The organism is Methanoregula sp., from assembly GCF_052325125.1.
Classification (GTDB): Archaea; Halobacteriota; Methanomicrobia; order Methanomicrobiales; family Methanospirillaceae; genus Methanoregula.
On sequence record NZ_JBKQWO010000001.1, the window covers coordinates 85,537 to 103,269 of the forward strand.

Annotated in this window: 20 protein-coding genes; 18 read left to right on the plus strand and 2 right to left on the minus strand. The window is 55.3% G+C overall.

Annotated features, from left to right (window positions below; translation table 11 throughout):
- Positions 1-84: 84 nt before the first annotated feature.
- The 14 genes from ACLQMU_RS00415 (at position 85) to ACLQMU_RS00480 (ending at position 14,115) form a co-directional block, all read left to right on the plus strand.
- On the plus strand, positions 85-1,827 hold the full coding sequence (locus ACLQMU_RS00415; RefSeq protein WP_422150624.1) for a type II/IV secretion system ATPase subunit: 1,743 nt from the start codon (positions 85-87) through the stop codon (positions 1,825-1,827).
- On the plus strand, positions 1,824-3,755 hold the full coding sequence (locus ACLQMU_RS00420; RefSeq protein WP_422150625.1) for a type II secretion system F family protein: 1,932 nt from the start codon (positions 1,824-1,826) through the stop codon (positions 3,753-3,755). The genes ACLQMU_RS00415 and ACLQMU_RS00420 overlap by 4 nt, the downstream gene beginning before the upstream one ends.
- A gap of 106 nt (positions 3,756-3,861) precedes the next feature.
- Complete coding sequence (locus ACLQMU_RS00425) at positions 3,862-4,017, plus strand: hypothetical protein (RefSeq protein WP_422150626.1); 156 nt, start codon at positions 3,862-3,864, stop codon at positions 4,015-4,017.
- A complete protein-coding gene (locus tag ACLQMU_RS00430; RefSeq protein WP_422150627.1) occupies positions 4,014-4,538 on the plus strand; it encodes an alpha/beta hydrolase in 525 nt (174 codons plus the stop codon). Before ACLQMU_RS00425 ends, ACLQMU_RS00430 begins: the two co-directional genes overlap by 4 nt.
- A 60-nt stretch (positions 4,539-4,598) precedes the next feature.
- Entirely contained in the window at positions 4,599-4,928 is a 330-nt protein-coding gene (locus ACLQMU_RS00435) for an ATPase (protein ID WP_422150628.1), read from the plus strand.
- The gene (locus tag ACLQMU_RS00440; protein ID WP_422150629.1) at positions 4,915-6,888 is read left to right on the plus strand and encodes a V-type ATP synthase subunit I; all 1,974 of its coding nucleotides are present in this window, start codon (positions 4,915-4,917) and stop codon (positions 6,886-6,888) included. Before ACLQMU_RS00435 ends, ACLQMU_RS00440 begins: the two co-directional genes overlap by 14 nt.
- A gap of 3 nt (positions 6,889-6,891) precedes the next feature.
- Positions 6,892-7,140, plus strand: coding sequence for an ATPase (locus ACLQMU_RS00445; protein ID WP_422150630.1), 249 nt, complete (start codon positions 6,892-6,894; stop codon positions 7,138-7,140).
- 14 nt (positions 7,141-7,154) lie between these two features.
- Positions 7,155-7,730: a V-type ATP synthase subunit E family protein gene (locus ACLQMU_RS00450; protein WP_422150631.1), complete on the plus strand. Its 576-nt coding sequence runs from the start codon at positions 7,155-7,157 to the stop codon at positions 7,728-7,730.
- 12 nt (positions 7,731-7,742) lie between these two features.
- Positions 7,743-8,798 (plus strand): V-type ATP synthase subunit C, encoded by a 1,056-nt coding sequence (locus tag ACLQMU_RS00455; RefSeq protein WP_422150632.1) that lies wholly within the window; start codon positions 7,743-7,745, stop codon positions 8,796-8,798.
- A 2-nt stretch (positions 8,799-8,800) separates the two neighbouring features.
- Complete coding sequence (locus ACLQMU_RS00460) at positions 8,801-9,103, plus strand: V-type ATP synthase subunit F (protein ID WP_422150634.1); 303 nt, start codon at positions 8,801-8,803, stop codon at positions 9,101-9,103.
- Complete coding sequence (locus ACLQMU_RS00465) at positions 9,100-10,860, plus strand: ATP synthase subunit A (protein WP_424039623.1); 1,761 nt, start codon at positions 9,100-9,102, stop codon at positions 10,858-10,860. The genes ACLQMU_RS00460 and ACLQMU_RS00465 overlap by 4 nt, the downstream gene beginning before the upstream one ends.
- On the plus strand, positions 10,857-12,245 hold the full coding sequence (locus ACLQMU_RS00470) for an ATP synthase subunit B (RefSeq protein WP_422150636.1): 1,389 nt from the start codon (positions 10,857-10,859) through the stop codon (positions 12,243-12,245). The genes ACLQMU_RS00465 and ACLQMU_RS00470 overlap by 4 nt, the downstream gene beginning before the upstream one ends.
- 8 nt (positions 12,246-12,253) lie before the next feature.
- Positions 12,254-12,883 carry a V-type ATP synthase subunit D gene (locus ACLQMU_RS00475; protein ID WP_422150637.1) on the plus strand — a complete coding sequence of 210 codons (630 nt, stop codon included), beginning with the start codon at positions 12,254-12,256 and terminating at the stop codon, positions 12,881-12,883.
- A 17-nt stretch (positions 12,884-12,900) separates the two neighbouring features.
- Positions 12,901-14,115, plus strand: a complete 1,215-nt coding sequence (locus ACLQMU_RS00480) for a phosphoglycerate kinase (protein WP_424039625.1) — start codon at positions 12,901-12,903, stop codon at positions 14,113-14,115.
- Between the two features lie 370 nt (positions 14,116-14,485).
- Here the strand turns inward: ACLQMU_RS00480 and ACLQMU_RS00485 are convergent, their stop codons facing one another.
- Positions 14,486-14,977 carry a hypothetical protein gene (locus ACLQMU_RS00485; RefSeq protein ID WP_422149991.1) on the minus strand — a complete coding sequence of 164 codons (492 nt, stop codon included), beginning with the start codon at positions 14,975-14,977 and terminating at the stop codon, positions 14,486-14,488.
- Between the two features lie 148 nt (positions 14,978-15,125).
- On the opposite strand from ACLQMU_RS00485, the gene ACLQMU_RS00490 reads away from it, so the two are divergent.
- From ACLQMU_RS00490 to ACLQMU_RS00500, 3 genes are all read left to right on the plus strand, one after another.
- Positions 15,126-15,440, plus strand: a complete 315-nt coding sequence (locus tag ACLQMU_RS00490; protein ID WP_424040581.1) for a hypothetical protein — start codon at positions 15,126-15,128, stop codon at positions 15,438-15,440.
- An 83-nt stretch (positions 15,441-15,523) separates the two neighbouring features.
- Entirely contained in the window at positions 15,524-16,003 is a 480-nt protein-coding gene (gene rlmH / locus ACLQMU_RS00495; RefSeq protein WP_422148939.1) for a 23S rRNA (pseudouridine(1915)-N(3))-methyltransferase RlmH, read from the plus strand.
- 152 nt (positions 16,004-16,155) lie between these two features.
- The gene (locus ACLQMU_RS00500; protein ID WP_422148940.1) at positions 16,156-16,347 is read left to right on the plus strand and encodes a hypothetical protein; all 192 of its coding nucleotides are present in this window, start codon (positions 16,156-16,158) and stop codon (positions 16,345-16,347) included.
- Positions 16,348-16,496: 149 nt separating this feature from the next.
- Here ACLQMU_RS00500 and ACLQMU_RS00505 read toward each other — a convergent pair whose 3' ends face one another.
- Positions 16,497-17,081, minus strand: a complete 585-nt coding sequence (locus ACLQMU_RS00505; protein ID WP_443673480.1) for a class I SAM-dependent methyltransferase — start codon at positions 17,079-17,081, stop codon at positions 16,497-16,499.
- A 147-nt stretch (positions 17,082-17,228) separates the two neighbouring features.
- Between ACLQMU_RS00505 and ACLQMU_RS00510 the strand changes: the two genes are divergently transcribed.
- The gene (locus ACLQMU_RS00510) at positions 17,229-17,732 is read left to right on the plus strand and encodes a hypothetical protein (protein ID WP_422150643.1); all 504 of its coding nucleotides are present in this window, start codon (positions 17,229-17,231) and stop codon (positions 17,730-17,732) included.
- Position 17,733: the final 1 nt, after the last annotated feature.

Consider the following 17,733-nt stretch of genomic DNA (forward strand, 5'->3'; position numbering starts at 1 on the left):
CCCCCCTGCCATGCACACTATATATAGGATCATATCCCGAATTATTATCGGTGACAACCAGGCATCTGCCGGGGGTATGGGTCTATGAGGCTTTCTGACATCTTTACACGCTTCAAAAAAAACCGGCCCCATGAACAGGAGGCTGCAGCCGGGAAGGGTACCTGGGAGCCTTATGAAGATGATCCGGGGAATGCCGCAGAGGTTCAGGCGGAAAAACCAGAAGAGGCCGGGGCAAAAAAATTCCGATCGGGTTACCGACAGTATTTCTCCCTTTTCCGCATTAAAAAACTGTCGGCACGCGAGGAATACGATTACGGGAAGCATGGCCCCCTCGTAAACGGGAGTGTCCCGGAAGGGTACGAGCTGCTGGACCAGTACTGGCTTGATATCGGCCAGACACTGGTATACATCACCCTGAATAAGAAAACCAATCAGACCGAGTACCTTCTCTTTGAACCCGTGCTGTCCGAATTTGAATACGAACTGCTCGAACGGCTCCACGAAGATCTTCTTGATGTCCTGGTCCTGACCACGGATGAGATCAAAAAAGACCGGCGCAGGATCCTGCTTGACAAGGTGTACGCACTCCTTAATGATTACGGCTTTGCTCTCGGAGACGCCACGCTCTTTAAACTCCAGTATTATCTTATCCGTAATTTCATCGGCTGGTCGCGTATCGATCCGCTGATGAAAGACACGCAGCTCGAAGATATTTCCTGTGACGGAAGCAGGATCCCGATTTTTTTATACCACCGGAAATACCGGAACATCCGGACCAACATTGCGTTTGAGAGCGAAGTCCTCAACTCGCTCGCGATAACGCTTGCCCAGCGTTCAGGAAAACACATCTCAACCGGCTCGCCGATGCTGGACGCCACCCTTCCTGACGGCTCCCGGCTTCAGCTGACCCTTGGGACCGAGGTGACGACCCGGGGGACCTCGTTTACCATCCGGAAATTCCGTGAAGAGCCGTTCTCTCCCATCGAACTCCTGGAGTATGGTACGTTTTCCAGCGACGAACTGGCTTATTTCTGGCTGGCGATAGAAAACAACATGAGTATGCTCTTTATCGGGGGAACCGCATCCGGTAAAACCACGTCGCTGAACGCGGTCTCCCTGTTTATCCCGCCCTCGGCGAAGGTGGTCAGTATCGAGGATACGCGGGAGATTACGCTCTACCACGACAACTGGATCGCAAGCGTGACCCGCGAGGCCCTGACCGAAGGAGGAAATGCGATCGATATGTTCGATCTCCTGCGGGCCGCTATGCGCCAGCGGCCGGAATTCATCATTGTCGGTGAAGTCCGGGGTGCCGAGGCGCAGACGCTCTTCCAGGCAATGAACACCGGGCACACGACGTTTTCCACCATGCATGCCGGGAGTGTCGACGCGGCCATACACCGGCTGGAAAGTGAACCGCTGAACGTCCCGCGTAACATGGTGCAGGCATTGAACATCGTCAGCGTGCAGGCGCTCATCTACCGGGGAACAGAACGGGTCCGCCGCGCCCAGGAGATCGTCGAAGTTGCCGGTATCGACCAGACGACCGGGAACCTCCAGGTCAATAATGTATTCATATACGATCCGATCCGCGACCGCGCAGCCTTCACCGGGAGATCCCGGATATATAACGAGATCGCCGAGAAACGCGGATGGACCCGGGACCAACTGGATGCCGAGATCGCCGTGCGGAAAAACCTCCTCGAAGAGATGAAAAAACAGAAGATCATCGATTACATCTCCGTCGCATCGATTTTCCACAACTACCATATCAGGCGTGAGGAAGTCCTGGCCAACAGCGCGGATCTCAGACAGGTATTGAGATGAATATCAGGAACGCGCTCACGGGTTGGATGGTGCGCGATCCGATACGTTACCGCGGACTCCATGCCGACCTGATCTCCTCGCGGTCCGGCCTGACCCTTGAACAGTTCCTTTGGCGCTCTCTGAAAATTTCCATTCTTGCCGGTCTTCTCTTTGGCATATCCGGCTTTTTTGCAAGCCAGTTTCTCAGCACGGATATCCAGTCAGGCAGAGGCGTCTACAATGTGCTGAACTTCCAGGTACCGGGAATACTGGGGCTCTTGTCGAACGCACTGATAGTCGAAGGTATCAGCATCGCGGTCTCGTTTGCATTCGGGACATATCTCACGTACCTTCTCCTGCTCAGGTTTCCCGCCACAGAGAAGAAAAGCCGGGCTGTCACGATCAACCTGACGCTTCATAATGCCGTCGCGTACATGTACGCGATGCGCCGGGGCGGTGCGCAGCTGATGACCATATTTTCCGCCCTGTCCGAAAATGCCCATATTTACGGCGAGGTTGCCCTTGAATTCCGGCAGGTAACAAGGGACGTGGACTTTTTCGGGAACGATGTCATCACGGCAATCCACCACCTCGCTGAAACCACCCCTTCGGAAAAATTCAAGGATTTTCTCGAAGACCTGCTTTCCGTGATCGAGAGCGGGGGGGACATGACCGGGTTCCTCGCCACCCGGGTTCGATTGTACCAGGAAGAGGCACGGTTTGAACAGAAGCAGTTCCTTACCGTCCTTTCCATGGTGGCGGAATCCTATGTCACGCTCTTTGTTGCCGGCCCACTTTTTTTGATCATCATCATGGTGGTCATGGGGCTGATGGGCGGCGCGGCCGTTCTCCAGCTCTCGGTTGTGGTCTATCTCGTCCTGCCAATCGGATCGTTTATGTTTATCCTGTTCATCGATCTTATCTCCACAAGGACAGAGAAGGCCGAGCGGTACACCCGGGCAGTCATGCTCAATACCTATGCTGATGTGGAGATCGCCAAAAAAGCCGGTGAAGAGCAGTATTTCGAACAGCTCAGAAAATACGATCGGATCCGGAACCTGGTACATTACCTCCATCACCCGTTTGAGAGTTTTATCAGCAACGTCAATAATACCCTGTACATAACGGTTCCTATTGCAATCCTCTACATAACTGCCGTGTTATTGAACGTTCCCCACTACGCCGATCCTGAACTCTTTATCGACGTTGTGGACGACCATATCATCATCGCCGGGCTGATCGTGCTCATCCCCTACGCAATTTTCTATGAGCTCTGGGCGCGGAAGGTCAACGGGATCCAGGCGCTCATACCGGATTTCCTTGACAGGTTGGCCGGTATCAACCGGGTCGGCCTCACGGTCGCGCAGGCTATCGGGATCATGGTCAACACCAATCTCGGGCTCCTCAGCTATGAGATCCGCCGGATAAAACGCGATATGGACTGGGGGGTAAATTTTACCGAAGCCCTGGTACGGTTTGAGCAGCGGATCAGTACACCTGCCATTGCCCGGACGGTCACGCTCATTACAAAAGCAAGTGAGATGAGCGGGCAGATCGGGGAGGTGCTTGCCATTGCTGCGAGTGACGCAAAGATGAGCGAGACTCTTAAAAAAGAGCGCCTTGCGGAGATGTTTATCTACACGGCGATTGTATATCTCTCGTTTTTTGTGTTTCTCTTCGTTGTTGCCGTGCTCACCACCCAGTTCCTCCCGGTCCTTTCCCATATCGGGACCACCGGGTTCTCGTCAGTCGGGTCGCTTTCAGGTGTCGGATCAGTGCCGGTCAGGACGTTGGATCGTCTCCTTTATCACGCGTGCCTGGTACAGGCGCTCTTCTCCGGACTCATCGCCGGGCTGATGGGAGAATCGTCACTTGCCGCCGGTGTAAAGCATTCCTGTATCCTGCTGATTATCTCACTATTCACCTTCAATTTCCTCATTGCAGTATAGCGGCAAAACCGGGAGGCCCCGCTGAACGTGGCAGGGCCAGCCCCGGCAAGCGTAAACAAGCATAAATAATACCATGGGGAGATTAGAGTAGTGAGGTGATTGGAACATGTGCAGTGTTGGAGGACCAACGGATATCGATCTCCCTGCAGACCGGGTCGCGGCAAAAGATTACCGGTGCAAGGAGTGCGGCGAACGGTTCAAAGGGATCGGCAAACGGCCCATGTGCCCTTCGTGCCAGTCGGAAGACGTTGCTGAGATATGACCGTTTCCGGCTGCAATGATGTCCTGCTCGTGAAGGGCACCCATTCTTTTCTGCTCGCGGCACCCGTCCGTGAGAATTTTGCCCTGTGCATCGAATCCGTTCATGAAGAATACTTCCAGGGAGTCCATGCCGGGGATCTGGTGGTGGTCTCCGCTCCTGAAGCGGGCCCGGTCGAACCCGCCCTCATGCTCCTCGAACTGGTCAGGACATACCACCTGCCGCTCATGGTCCTTCCCCGCAACCACCCGGGATCGAAACGGATTCCCTATGTGGTCTCGGTAGCACCGGAAATTCTGACCAGCTGTTCTATCGTCCGGGGGACTCACCCGGAGCAGCACCTGATCTGTTCCTCCGACGAACTTGCCGGTCTGACCGTCAGCGGGACCCGGGACGGCATTACGGTCTCGCCGCTTCCCGGTACGCTCACCCGGGAATGGATAAAATCCATGGGGCACTGCCGATTTTCAAAAATACGTGTCCCCGGGGAATTTCCTGTTTTTAAAACAGACCCGAAATCGTAAATAACAATACATATATTGTGATTTTCACCAAGTATTGTACTGCCGTGAGTGGAGGGTTGGATGAAAACTGAGGTCTTAAACGACATCAAGAAAACTGAATCTGAGTATCAGTCGATGATCAGTACGGCGCAGGAAGAAAAAAAGAAGAGACACGCCCAGGCCGAGCTGGAAGCTGATAACCTTATCGCAAAGGCGCAGAGCAATGCTGAACAGTACAGGAAGCTGAAACTGGAAGAAGCACGGCACCAGGCAGCACAAAAGCACGCTGAGATCATAAAGGAAGGCAACCAGCGTTCAGCGGCATTGAAGGAGAAGGGCAAAAAGAACCTTTCAAAGGCAGTGCAGCTGCTGGTATCTCGGTTTAAGGAGCAGCTGCATGTTGGCGCCTAAACCGATGAGCCGGGTGCTCATCGTTGCCTCCCGTGACCAGGCAGTACCGATCGTACAGGAGCTGTACCGCGAGAACCTGTTCCATATTGAAGACTACGTGGAACAGGGACGCGAGGGATACGAGGGTTTTAAGATCGGTACGCCGCTCGAGGGGGCGACCGAAGCATCAACCGAGCTTGTCAAGGTCAGGGCCATCGAGAATGTCTTTGCAATCCGTGGCGAGGATATCGATGCAAAACAGAAACTGAGCCTGCCGCAGATCCGTTTACGGATCGAACAGGATCTTCCCGGTATCGAAAAAGAAGTCGGGGAACTGACAGGCGCACGCTCGAAGCTCGACACGAAAGTAAAGGAGTACGAGCAGAAGATCGCAGAACTTGAACCGTTCCTGGAGATCCCGGTGGATCTCGCTCTTTTACGCGGGTTCCGGCATTTCTCTGTGTTTGCCGGCTACGTGACCCATGACGTTTCCATTACCGTCCCGCACGAAATGCAGGTTGTAAAGGGCAAGGACCGGTCGTTTGTCCTTGTCATCGTCCCGGAAAAGAACCGGGCAGAGGTTGAGCGCCTCCTGCAGGATGCGCAGTTCCAGGCAGTAACCATTCCCGAAGAGAACGGCACTGCCCCGGCACGCACCGCGTATTACGCAGAGCAGATCGCATCGCTCAAAAAAGAGATGGATGCAATCAACGAAAAACTGGCAAAGATCAAGGAGGCTCATACCGGGCTCCTGGTCGCCTGCGAGGAAGCATTCCGGGCAACGATCGAGCAGACGGAAGCCCCCCTGCGGTTTGCCACGACATCAAAGGTATTTGTGGCAGAAGGATGGGTGCCGGCAGACCGCACTCAGGAGATCGGTGCGGCGCTGGACAAGGTGACCGGCGGGAAAGTTTTTGTCTCGGAACTACCGGTGGATCCATTGCACGATTCAGTACCGGTGGAATACAACAATCCGTCGTTTGCAAAGCCCGCACAGATGCTCATGGATATCTACTCCCGCCCGATGTACACGGAAGTGGACCCCACCCTGCTGCTCTCTATCGTGTTCCCGATCTTTTTCGGGTTTATCCTCGGGGATGTCGGGTACGGTCTTCTGCTCCTTGCCATGTGCTTTGCACTCCGGAGAGTGTTCAAGGGCGACGACGCCCGTCAGTTCCTTGTGGTTCTCCGAAACGCAAGCCTGTCGACTATCATCTTTGGTATCCTGTTCAGCGAATTCCTGGGATTCGAACTTCCCTGGCAGCCGATCATCTTTTCCCGGCACCTCAACATCGGGGGTGCCGAGGTGGCCGGGCACGGACCCGCCATCGCCGAACTGATGGTTGTCGCTATCTGGATCGGAATCCTGCATATCACGCTCGGGCGGGTGCTGGGCATGATCAACCACGCACGCCAGGACCACGGAAAGCACCGGGTAAAAGCAGTGCTCTCGAATTTCGGCTGGATTACCGTAATGTGGGGTATCATCATCGCCATCTGGTCGATGTTTGCGATGCCGCTCATGCCGGATTTAACCGGGCTCCCGGTGGTCGCAGCGGGGCTCTCGCTGGGTCTGGTGGCCGCCATCGTGCTCATCGTGATGGGTGTCATCTTCATCGCACGGGACTCGGTCCTTGAGATCGTGGAACTCCCAACCATTATTTCGCACGTGCTGTCGTATGCACGTCTGGTGGCTGTCGGCCTTTCATCCGTGGCCATCGCGATGGTCGTCAACTATATGTCCATCGGGATGTTCATCGGCCCCGCATTGAAAAATTTCTCAATCATAAGTGTTGTCCTGATCATTGTGGGTGTTGTGGTCTTTTTGCTGGGTCACGCACTCAATCTGGCACTGGGCATTCTGGGTGGCGGACTCCACTCAATCAGGTTGCACTACGTCGAATTCTTCACCAAGTTCTATAAGGGTGGAGGCAGGAAGTATATTCCATTTGGAATGAAACGAAGATTTACGGAGGATTAGATTATGGCAGACGTTAACATGACTCTTGAAATGGTACAGGCATCGCAGGTTGGAATGAAGGCAATCGGAGCCGGTCTTGCAGTCGGCCTCACCGGTGTCGGTACCGGTGTCGCCGAGATGGGTATCGGAGCCGCAGCCGTTGGCGCAATCGCGGAGAACAAGGACTTCTTCGGGCTTGGCCTGCTCTTTACGGTCATTCCGGAAACCATCGTCATCTTCGGTCTTGTCATTGCACTTCTGCTCCTGTTCTAAAGTGAGGCAGAACAATGGGACTGGATGCAGTACTGGCAGAGATCAGGGAAAAAGGCAAAAAAGAAGCGGAAGCGATCCGTGCCGAATCGCAACAGGATTCTGACAGGATTCTTGCAGAAGCAAACCGGAAAGTCGCGGAGATCAAGACCGATGCCGAGGAAGCCTCAACAAAACAGGAGTCCCGGATCATCGCCCAGGATATCTCTGCCGCAAACCTTCTGGTCAAGCGCGAGATCTTAAACACGCAGAAAGGGCTTCTCGACGATGTGTACGAGAGCACCCGTTCGGAAATTGCCCGGCTCCCTGAAAGCTTCCATCGGGAAGCCATCAAAAAACTCCTTTCGGAAGCAAAAAAGGAGATCCCCCAGGGCAGTATCCGCTGCAACGCACGGGATGTCGCGGCAGCGAAAGCCGTCCTTTCCGAGAAGGAATTCTCGGGCTTTACGCTGGGTGAACCGGTCGATATCGACGGCGGGATCCTGATCGAAGGAGAAGGCAACGAGCTGCAGATAGATTACAGCTATCGCACCTTCATGAACAAAGTATGGGAATCCGGGCTCAAGGATGCATCTGATCTCCTCTTCGGATAGGGTGGTACAGGTATGGCAGGGATGAAAGGAATTTCAGCGCCCACTATCTATGTCTGTACAAGGATGCGGGTGAGGAAGTCCAAGCTTCTCCCCAGAGAAGAGTACCTGCGGATGCTCAATATGAGCCTCCCCGAGATCACCCGTGTCATCGAAGAGACAAACTACAAGCAGGAGATTGACGAGCTGAGCCCCACGTTCAAGGGAATAGACCTCCTCGAGGTGGCCTTAAGCTGGAATCTTGCAAAGGAGTACCAGCGGATCCAGGAAATCACGCCCGGGACGCTCAAGCAGTTCACCCGTGCGTACCTCCGCTACTGGGACATCCAGAACGTGCTCACTATCCTCCGCGGGAAGTCGCAGGGTGAAAAGACCGGTAAGATCAAGGAAGTCCTTGTTCCCGCCGGGAGCCTTGACAAGATCGTGCTCGACCGGCTCCTTGCCGAGGACAGCCCGGACCGCGTTATCGAAGCCCTCAAAGGAAGGCGGCTCTACCCGGTACTCGCCCGCGAGTACCCGGCAGCAAAGGAGACCGGGTCTTTTGCCCGGATGGAAAACGAGCTGTACAAGCAGTTCTATGCGGAGATCATCGCAGAATCCGGCGGCGGGGATGCCGGCGGCCGGCTCTTCCTCGCGTTCATCCGGCTGGATATAGACGTGAAAAACATCCTGACGCTCTTCCGGTTGCGGGCTGATAAGATCCAGGAAGATACAAAGGAGATGTATATCGCCGGCGGCACGCTCTCTGCGGCGGACTTTGCCGCACTGAACACGATCCGGGACTACCGGGAGTTTACCGACCAGCTCAGGGCAAAGGTCCGCACCGAGCCGGTGGTTGAACTCTTAAAAGGACTGGAAACGGAACGGCCGGTTCATGAAATTGCATCGCTTCTTGTGCGGGTGCAGATGGAACAGATGGAGAAACTCTCCAAACGCAACCCCTTCTCCATCTACCCAATCCTCGTGTATCTCGAGAAGAAGAAGTACGAAGTGTTCAACCTTCGGGCACTGGCGAGGGGCAAGGAATCCAAGCTCCCCTCGGAGATGATTGGGAAATACCTGGTGATGTAAAGATGGAGATTGCAGTCATCGGCAACAGCGAGTTCATCCTCGGGTTCCGCTTAGCGGGCATCCGCAAGACCTACACCGCGGAGAACGACGAGAAACTCAACGAATGCATCGCCAGCGCCCTGTCGGACGGGCAGGTCGGTATCCTGGTCCTGAACAGCAGCGATATGGAACGGCTCCCGCGCCGGCTCCGCGCCACGCTCGAAAATTCCGTCAAGCCGACCGTAATCGCCCTTGGCGGCGAGGAAGGGGGCCTGTCCATGAGAGAGAAAATCAAGAGATCGGTGGGTGTTGATCTGTGGAAATGAAAACCGAAAAAACCAAAGAGGGAAAACAGGGCGTTCTCAAAAGGATCGCCGGCCCCGTCGTTACGGCAGTCAATCTTGACGCCCACATGTACGATGTGGTCAAGGTCGGAAAAGAAGCGCTGATGGGTGAGGTCATCAAGATCCAGGGCAATAATACCATCATCCAGGTATACGAGGACACGTCGGGTATCAGGCCCGGCGAGCCGGTCGTCAACACCGGTCTCTCGCTTGCCGTTGAACTCGGTCCCGGGCTCCTCACCAGTATCTATGACGGTATCCAGCGCCCGCTCTCTGTCCTTGTGGAAAAGATGGGAAATTTCATTGAGCGCGGGGTGTCCGCACCCGGTCTTTCCCACGAGAAGAAGTGGACGTTCAAACCGCTGGTAAAGGCCGGCGACAAGGTCGAGCCGGGCGCAATCCTTGGCGAGGTCCAGGAGACCAACATCGTCCACCGGGTCATGCTCCCGCCCAACGTAAAGGCAGGCATCGTCAAGACTATCAGGAGCGGTGACTTCACCGTCGACGAGATCATCTGTATCCTCGAAGACGGCCGCGAGTACCCGATGATCCAGCGCTGGCCGGTCCGTGTCCCCCGCCCGGTAAAGGAGAAGAAGAACCCGACGATCCCGCTGATCACCGGTCAGCGTATCCTCGACGGTCTCTTCCCGATCGCAAAAGGTGGCACTGCCGCAATCCCCGGCCCGTTCGGGAGCGGCAAGACCGTTACCCAGCAGCAGCTCGCAAAGTGGTCGGATGCCGAGATCGTGGTCTATATCGGCTGCGGTGAACGCGGTAACGAGATGACCGAAGTGCTCACCGAATTCCCGCACCTTGAAGACCCGAAATCCGGGAAACCCCTCATGGAGCGGACGGTGCTCATTGCAAACACCTCGAACATGCCGGTCGCCGCCCGTGAAGCATCGGTATACACCGGTATCACCATCGCGGAGTACTTCCGTGATATGGGATACGATGTCTCCTTAATGGCAGACTCGACCTCCCGCTGGGCAGAAGCGATGAGAGAAATCTCGTCCCGTCTTGAAGAGATGCCCGGTGAAGAAGGATACCCGGCCTACCTTGCAGCCCGGCTCTCCGAGTTCTACGAGCGTGCCGGTCTTGTCGAGACCTTAAACGGAGCATCCGGGTCGGTCTCGGTCATTGGTGCGGTCTCACCGCCCGGCGGGGACTTCTCGGAACCGGTCACCCAGAATACGCTACGTATCGTCAAAGTCTTCTGGGCACTGGATGCAAAGTTATCCCAGCGCCGGCATTTCCCGGCGATCAACTGGCTCAACTCGTACTCCCTGTACCTTGACGCCCTCCACGACTGGTACGATAAGGAGGTCTCTCCCGACTGGAACAAGATCCGGTCCTGGGCCATGGAAGTCCTCCAGAAAGAAGCAGAACTCCAGGAGATCGTGCAGCTCGTCGGATCCGACGCCCTGCCCGAATCGGAGCAGGTGACGATTGAGGTCGCCCGCATGATTCGTGAGATCTTCCTCCAGCAGAACGCGTACGACGCGGTCGACACCTTCTGCGACATGAAAAAGCAGTACGACATGATGAAGGCGATCAAGCTCTTCGCGGAGCTGGCCTATTCCGCCCAGCTGGCCGGCGTCAGCCCGGCGCAGATCAACGGTGTCAAGTCGAAGAACGAGCTGCCCCAGATCAAGTTCATCAAGGACTACAAGCAGCCCCTGGCGAAGATCGAGAAGGATATGGACGCTGAGTTCAACACACTGAGGTCGGCAGCATGAAGGAATACAGGACGATCACAAAGATTGCCGGTCCCCTCGTTTTCGTCGAGAAGACCGAGCCGATTGCCTACGGCGAACTCGTCAACATTGTCCTTTTCGACGGCACCACCAAGCGTGGCCAGGTGCTGGACACGAGCGACGAACTGGTCGTAGTCCAGATCTTCGAGACCACGACCGGTATCGGCAGGGACAGCGGCGTCCGGTTCACCGGTGAGACCATCAAGATGCCGGTCGGCCGCGAAATGCTCGGCCGCATCCTGTCGGGAGGCGGCAAGCCGATCGATGGCGGCCCGGAGATTGTCCCGGAGAAGCGCCTCGACATCACCGGCGCTGCGATCAACCCGTACGCCCGGGGCATGCCGGCCGATTTCATCCAGACCGGTGTCTCCACCATCGATGGCACCAATACCCTTGTCCGCGGCCAGAAGCTCCCGATCTTCTCGGGTGCAGGTCTCCCGCACAACAACGTGGCGCTGCAGATCGCCCGGCAGGCAAAGGTGCCCGGCTCGACCGAGAGTTTCGCCGTGGTCTTTGCCGCGATGGGTATCACCAAAGAAGAAGCGAACTACTTCATGCAGGACTTCGAGCGCACCGGAGCTCTCGAACGTGCTGTCGTCTTCCTCAACCTTGCGGATGACCCGGCCGTCGAGCGTATTATCACCCCGCGTCTTGCCCTCACCACTGCAGAGTACCTCGCTTTCGAACTGGGCATGCACGTGCTGGTCATCCTGACGGATATGACCAACTACTGCGAAGCGCTCCGCCAGATCGGTGCCGCACGTGAAGAGGTGCCCGGCCGGCGTGGCTATCCCGGGTACATGTACACGGACCTCGCCTGCATCTACGAGCGTGCCGGTATGATCAAGGGCCAGAAGGGCTCGGTCACCCAGATCCCGATCTTAACGATGCCCGGTGACGATATCACCCACCCGATCCCGGACCTGACCGGGTACATCACGGAAGGCCAGATCGTAGTCAACCGTGAACTGCACCGGAAGGGTATCTACCCGCCCATCAACGTGCTGCCCTCGCTCTCCCGGCTGATGAACCTGGGTATCGGCAAGGGACACACCCGTGAGGACCACAAGAAGGTCTCCGACCAGATGTATGCCGGGTATGCGGAAGGTAACGACCTCCGCGGCCTCGTTGCCATCGTCGGTAAGGACGCCCTCTCAGAGCGCGACCGCCTGCTGCTGGAGTTCGCCGACCTTTTCGAGAACCGTTTCGTCCGGCAGGGTTATGATGAGGACCGTACCATCGAGGACACCTTAAACCTTGGTTGGGAACTGCTCTCCACGCTGCCGGTGGAACAGCTCACCCGTATCGATCGCGACCTGATCAACAAGTACCACCCGAAGTTCCGTGCCGGTGCAAAGAAGGAGTAAGAGAATCCATGGCGCTGCGTGATATCAAGCCAACCCGTTCCGAACTGATCAACTTAAAGCGGAAGATCCAGCTATCCGAACGCGGCTATAAGATCCTCAAGATGAAGCGCGATGGACTGATCTTAGAATTTTTCAAGATCCTCTCCGAGGCTAAGGACAGCCGCGGGGAGCTCCTGAGAAAATACCAGCATGCCGTTGACATGATGGCGGTGGCAAACACGGTCGAAGGAGCGATCGGTGTCAAGGCCGCAGCCCTCTCGGTAAAAGAAACCCCGGAGATTACGCTCAGGAGCAAGAACATCATGGGCGTGGTCGTGCCGGAGATCGAATCATCGAAAGTGAAAAAGAGTCTCACCGACCGGGGATACGGGGTTCTCGGCACGTCACCGGTCATCGATGAAACCGCATCGGCGTTCGAGGACCTTGTTGAAGCGATTATCGAGAGCGCCGAGATCGAGACCACGATGAAGCGTCTCCTCGACGAAATTGAAAAGACCAAGCGCCGGGTCAATGCGCTCGAGTTCAAGGTCATTCCCGAACTCACCGCTGCCCGGGATTTCATCAAGATGCGCCTTGACGAGATGGAACGCGAGGAACTTTTCCGGATGAAGAAGATTAAGGCCCGGGGTTCGGCGTAACCCCGGGGGTGTGGCACATGCCGATCGGTACCCTCGGGGGCCTGGGGTGCAGCAAAAAAACGGTACTTCTCCGTCTTGACTTAAACTCCCCCATTGACCCCACCACCCACCTTATTCTCGATGACAAACGGTTCCGCGAGCACCTCCCGACTATTCGTGCCCTTTCGGACAGCCGGGTCGTGATCGTCACCCACCAGAGCCGGCCGGGAAAGAAGGATTTCACCACGCTTGAGGCCCATGCCGAAAAACTCGAAGAGCTCCTTGGCACACCGGTCACGTACATCGACAGTATTTTCGGGAGGCATGCAAAGGAAGCCGTGCATTCGATGAAACCCGGCGACATCCTGATGCTCGAGAACGTGCGGTTTGCAGCAGAAGAGAACCTTTCCATGAAACCTGAGGAGGCCAAAAAGACCCACCTCGTAAAAAGACTCTCCGCGATGGCAGATTTTTTCGTCAACGATGCGTTCGGGACTGCCCACCGGTCCCAGCCGACGGTCGTGGGCCTTCCGCTCGCGATGAAATCTGCGGCCGGCCTTCTCATGGAAAAAGAGGTCTCCACCCTCTCGAAGGTTTTTTCGGGAGCACCCCGCCCGGTCTGCATGGTGCTCGGAGGCACCAAGGTCGACGACTCGATCGAGGTTGCGGCCCATGTGCTTGAAAACGGTATTGCCGATACCGTGATCGTGATCGGTGTCGTGGCCAATGTCTTTTACCTTGCCGCCGGGTACGATATCGGCAGACCCTCCACCCAGCTCGTCGGGCAACTCAAGTACCAGGGCGAGATCAAAAGGGCACAGGATATCCTTGCAAAGTTCGGCGACCGGGTGATCATGCCATCAGCAGTTGCCGTCCGCCAGAACGGCCACCGGGCCGAGTACCCGATCGACAGGATCCCGGCTGATACCCCGGTGATGGATCTCGGCATGGATGCACTTGCGGCGCTCGTCTCGACCCTGAAGAAGTCCGGGACCGTAGTCTTCAACGGCCCTGCCGGCGTTTTTGAAGAGCCGGATTTTGCCACGGGCACCTTCGAACTGCTCCGTGCCGCGTCCCGGGTCGAGTTCTCGGTCGTGGGCGGCGGGCATACCGCAGCCGTGATCGAGAAACTCGGGATCGAAAACGATTTTACCCACATCTCTACCGGCGGCGGGGCCTGTATCGAGTTTTTGACCGGGAAAAAGCTCCCGGCGGTGGAAGCGCTGGAAGAGTCCTATAAGATCTTCGGGTAAATAACCCGCCCTCTTTTTGATCGGTTCCCGTTTTTAGGGAAAATCGGCTCCGGAGAAATCCTAAAATGAGTTTTGTACGTACGCTCTTCTTGGGCTGGCGTAAGGGGGACTGAATCTCTCAAAAAAAGCGCTCTGGAGAAATCCTAAAAAATATTTCTCTTAACGCTTTTTTCCGGGTTACAGCATTTTTATGCCTTCGCCCCCGCATGCTTGTGGCATCCCCCATGGAGCGATAACCCCTGTGAATGTAATGCGACGTCATCGCAAAAGCGGAGAGGCGGTTCGGGGGGACAGGCACTGTCCCTTCCGTCAATCTGTGCAGGATCCTTTGGTGAAAAAACAAGGATTTCTGCGGAGCCGAAAAAAAAGGCTAATACTGCCGGAGCAGGGTTTCGATGGCGGACGAAGGGATACGCCGGACGGGTTGTGCCACCGGTACAACCGGCGACGGCACCTTCACCCCGGAGATCGTTTCCAGCCGGACCCGGGCCGTCTCGATGGCAACCTCGCGCTCGAGCGTGAGGACGGCCTCATGTTTCCGCCTGAGGGCACAGAGCACGGCAAACGAGAAGGCGATGGCCGTGAACATGAACAGGCAGATGGCAAAGATCGTTGTTATCCCGACGATCAACAGTAACCGATCCTCCTGCAGGACGGCCCATGTCCCGAACAGGAAGAGAACCCAGAAAACGATCACGGAAATCCGGGTGGACTCGATAGGGCTTGACAGACTCCGGGTCCGTTTTTCTTCGTACTCCGTGGGATAACGGTCGATCAGGTTTCCCAGGAACAGGAGTGCTCCGCTGCAGGGAACGGAGAACACCCCGGCAATCCCGAGCATAAACAGCAGAAGTTCGTTCACGCCAACGCACCTCGTTATAATCTCCTATTACCGGCCGCGCTATAAATAGTATTCCATAAGTATCACATAAGGAATAAGTTGGGAATATCGGTATTACGAAAATTGCATCAACAGGCTATTTATAGGATTTTGACCCACCTAATAGAGAATGGTGGAGAAAATACCGGCAAGCCGGGGCGAACGGGTGGCAATCTCCTACAAAATGCCTCCCAATATCTATGAAAAGGTCTATAATCTCGTCTATGAGGAAAAGAAGTTCTCCACGGTCTCGGATTGCATCACACAAGCTTTATTATCTTTCGTCGATAATCACCACGATATGGGGCAGTTCAAAGAGCTCCTTAAGGATTACATGACATCAGATGAAGGCCGGGAACTCATGAAAAATATGATGAAGGAAGTATTGCTGGATGTGCTCTCGACCCAGAAGATCGATCCGAAAGAACGCAATAGTAATCCGTAAGTACCACAATTGCATCACTGCCAGAATCGTTTATGAGCCCTGCGTCCGGCTCGTCCACCTCCCTGTTTTGTAAGTGACCCGGTATGCAGGTACGCATTATCGCAGTCGGAAAGATCAAGGAGCGTTTCCTCGCGGAAGGTATCGCCGAGTACGAACGCCGCCTTTCCCCGTACCTGAAACTTACCGTGGTAGAGGTCGCCGATGAAAGGCGGGGCGTGCATTCTTCGGCCGGTCAGGAACAGCTCATAAAAGACCGGGAAGGTGACCGGATCCTTGCCGCGATCCCGGAGGGGGCGCACGTGGTGGCGCTCGATGTGCGGGGCCGCCAGCTGTCGAGCGAGGGGCTCGCCGCCCGGATGCACGACTGGCAGATGGCGGGGACGAACGTCATAACGATAATCATCGGAGGGGATCTCGGGCTTTCCGAGGCTGTGCTCGCCCGGGCCGCGCTCTGCCTTTCGATCTCGCCCATGACCTTTACTCACCAGATGGTGCGCCTGATCCTTCTCGAGCAGATCTACCGGGCCTGCCGGATCAACAGCGGCGAACCCTACCATAAATAACCGTGCGGTCTGTACTGGTACAGGATCCTGTCCGGTGTGAGAACGGCGGGTTGCCCGGAGGATATCTTCATCCCCGTTTCCCGGTGCAGGGAGACGACCCTGCGGTTCCCGATCCGCACCTATATCAGCCTTTCCGGAGAAAAATTATTCCCATGAGTACCAAGGAACACACCACGAAAGTGGTCGATGAGAAGACCGGCCTGATGGAATGCCTTGTCTGCGGCGAAAAATACCATACCACGATGAAAGCCGGGTCAGACGGGAAGTTCCTGCCCGAGAACTGGGAATGCGTGAACAAGTGCCGGCTGATCCACAAGGATGAAAAACCGGCTCATGCGAAGTAAGTGCCGGCGGGTTAGCTGAACCGGAGGGGGATATTTTTTCCGCTCCGCTCTTTTTTTAAATGTTTTAAACAAGGGTCGCCCCCATCAAAGGGTAGGGGGTACCTCCCTGCCACGAGCCTGAGTGGGTGGGGGGTGGGCCCCCACCCCTCCTACACTTTTTTGAGCACGGCCGCCCGGTTCACAAAGAAGAACCGGGTCTCAACGAGCCGGAGCCCTGCTTTTTCTGCAAGTGCAAGGCTCTCCCTGAATTCGCTGCCGGAAACGATGAACGGGGGTTCGGCGTAAAAGAAGAGTCCGCCGGGCACGAGCATCGCAGCGATCTCCCGGAAGAGCTTCTCCCGGTCCGGGACTTCGTGGACGACAAAGATGGCAAAGGTGACATCGACCTGCCCGTCACGCTCCGGGGTGAGGGCGAGAGAATCCGGCTCGCAGCGGTGCGTCCTTACCCGGGGCAGCAGGCCATCCGGGCCCAGTTTTCCGCGGAGGATCTCAAGCATCTCCTCCTGCAGGTCGGCAGCGATCACAAGGCCGTTATCGCCCACACGTTTTGCAAATTCCCGGGTAAAGAACCCCGGGCCGCAGCCAAAGTCGAGGACCCGGTCGCCGGGTTTCACGTACTGCTCGGCAAGCCGGTCGGGGCGGTAGAGGAAATGCCGGAGCGGGGTGTCGAGGTGGGTGGCGTTCTCAGCGGAGAAAACTTCGTGGTGTTTGTGGGGTTTTTCGCTGGAGATCATTATGGAATGTTGAGAGGAGGGGGTGATATGGGTTGTGGGGGAAATAGTGATTTAAAGAGTGAATTTTTCACTTTCACGGAGCGCGCTCCAATAAAATATATATCAAAAGATTAATCCTCTACCTAAATCAAAAAGTGAGTTAGGAACATGCCGGATAATGAAAGGGAGCAAATATTATGTCGTACCCTTCAACTTGTTGGGTTCGATCGGGTGGATATGGACAATTTCAATAATCGGCTAATCTATCAAAAAGTAATTTATTTAATGCAAAACTTTGGTTTATCTCTTGGTTATGGCTATAGTTGGTATGTCAAAGGACCTTATTCTCCTGATCTCGCGAAAACCCTTTTTAATATCACCCCTACTGTTTTTGCTGAAAGTGGTGGGTTTGTGTATAAGGATAATGAAAAAATTATCGAAAAAATTGCTACTTTCAAGAATATTCTTGAAGGGGAGTTCCATAATTATCTATTCTTAGAAATATTAGCCTCAATCGTGTTTATTCAAAAATCGATAAGTATTGATGGCGATAATCGTGATGAAAAATTAAAATTGGAATTGTTAAAATTAAAACCAAAATTGGGGGAAAATTCTGAATTTGAATCAGCTTTTAGCAAAGCGTCCAAATTAATTTCCTATTTTACCTCTTAGA

Excerpts from the sequence above, each read along its gene's own strand:
- ACLQMU_RS00415 (WP_422150624.1), top strand. The coding sequence starts at position 85 with ATGAGGCTTTCTGACATCTTTACACGCTTCAAAAAAAACCGGCCCCAT.
- ACLQMU_RS00420 (WP_422150625.1), top strand. The coding sequence starts at position 1,824 with ATGAATATCAGGAACGCGCTCACGGGTTGGATGGTGCGCGATCCGATA.
- ACLQMU_RS00425 (WP_422150626.1), top strand. The coding sequence starts at position 3,862 with ATGTGCAGTGTTGGAGGACCAACGGATATCGATCTCCCTGCAGACCGG.
- ACLQMU_RS00430 (WP_422150627.1), top strand. The coding sequence starts at position 4,014 with ATGACCGTTTCCGGCTGCAATGATGTCCTGCTCGTGAAGGGCACCCAT.
- ACLQMU_RS00435 (WP_422150628.1), top strand. The coding sequence starts at position 4,599 with ATGAAAACTGAGGTCTTAAACGACATCAAGAAAACTGAATCTGAGTAT.
- ACLQMU_RS00440 (WP_422150629.1), top strand. The coding sequence starts at position 4,915 with ATGTTGGCGCCTAAACCGATGAGCCGGGTGCTCATCGTTGCCTCCCGT.
- ACLQMU_RS00445 (WP_422150630.1), top strand. The coding sequence starts at position 6,892 with ATGGCAGACGTTAACATGACTCTTGAAATGGTACAGGCATCGCAGGTT.
- ACLQMU_RS00450 (WP_422150631.1), top strand. The coding sequence starts at position 7,155 with ATGGGACTGGATGCAGTACTGGCAGAGATCAGGGAAAAAGGCAAAAAA.
- ACLQMU_RS00455 (WP_422150632.1), top strand. The coding sequence starts at position 7,743 with ATGGCAGGGATGAAAGGAATTTCAGCGCCCACTATCTATGTCTGTACA.
- ACLQMU_RS00460 (WP_422150634.1), top strand. The coding sequence starts at position 8,801 with ATGGAGATTGCAGTCATCGGCAACAGCGAGTTCATCCTCGGGTTCCGC.
- ACLQMU_RS00465 (WP_424039623.1), top strand. The coding sequence starts at position 9,100 with ATGAAAACCGAAAAAACCAAAGAGGGAAAACAGGGCGTTCTCAAAAGG.
- ACLQMU_RS00470 (WP_422150636.1), top strand. The coding sequence starts at position 10,857 with ATGAAGGAATACAGGACGATCACAAAGATTGCCGGTCCCCTCGTTTTC.
- ACLQMU_RS00475 (WP_422150637.1), top strand. The coding sequence starts at position 12,254 with ATGGCGCTGCGTGATATCAAGCCAACCCGTTCCGAACTGATCAACTTA.
- ACLQMU_RS00480 (WP_424039625.1), top strand. The coding sequence starts at position 12,901 with ATGCCGATCGGTACCCTCGGGGGCCTGGGGTGCAGCAAAAAAACGGTA.
- ACLQMU_RS00490 (WP_424040581.1), top strand. The coding sequence starts at position 15,126 with ATGGTGGAGAAAATACCGGCAAGCCGGGGCGAACGGGTGGCAATCTCC.
- rlmH (WP_422148939.1), top strand. The coding sequence starts at position 15,524 with ATGCAGGTACGCATTATCGCAGTCGGAAAGATCAAGGAGCGTTTCCTC.
- ACLQMU_RS00500 (WP_422148940.1), top strand. The coding sequence starts at position 16,156 with ATGAGTACCAAGGAACACACCACGAAAGTGGTCGATGAGAAGACCGGC.
- ACLQMU_RS00505 (WP_443673480.1), bottom strand. The coding sequence starts at position 17,081 with ATGATCTCCAGCGAAAAACCCCACAAACACCACGAAGTTTTCTCCGCT.
- ACLQMU_RS00510 (WP_422150643.1), top strand. The coding sequence starts at position 17,229 with ATGCCGGATAATGAAAGGGAGCAAATATTATGTCGTACCCTTCAACTT.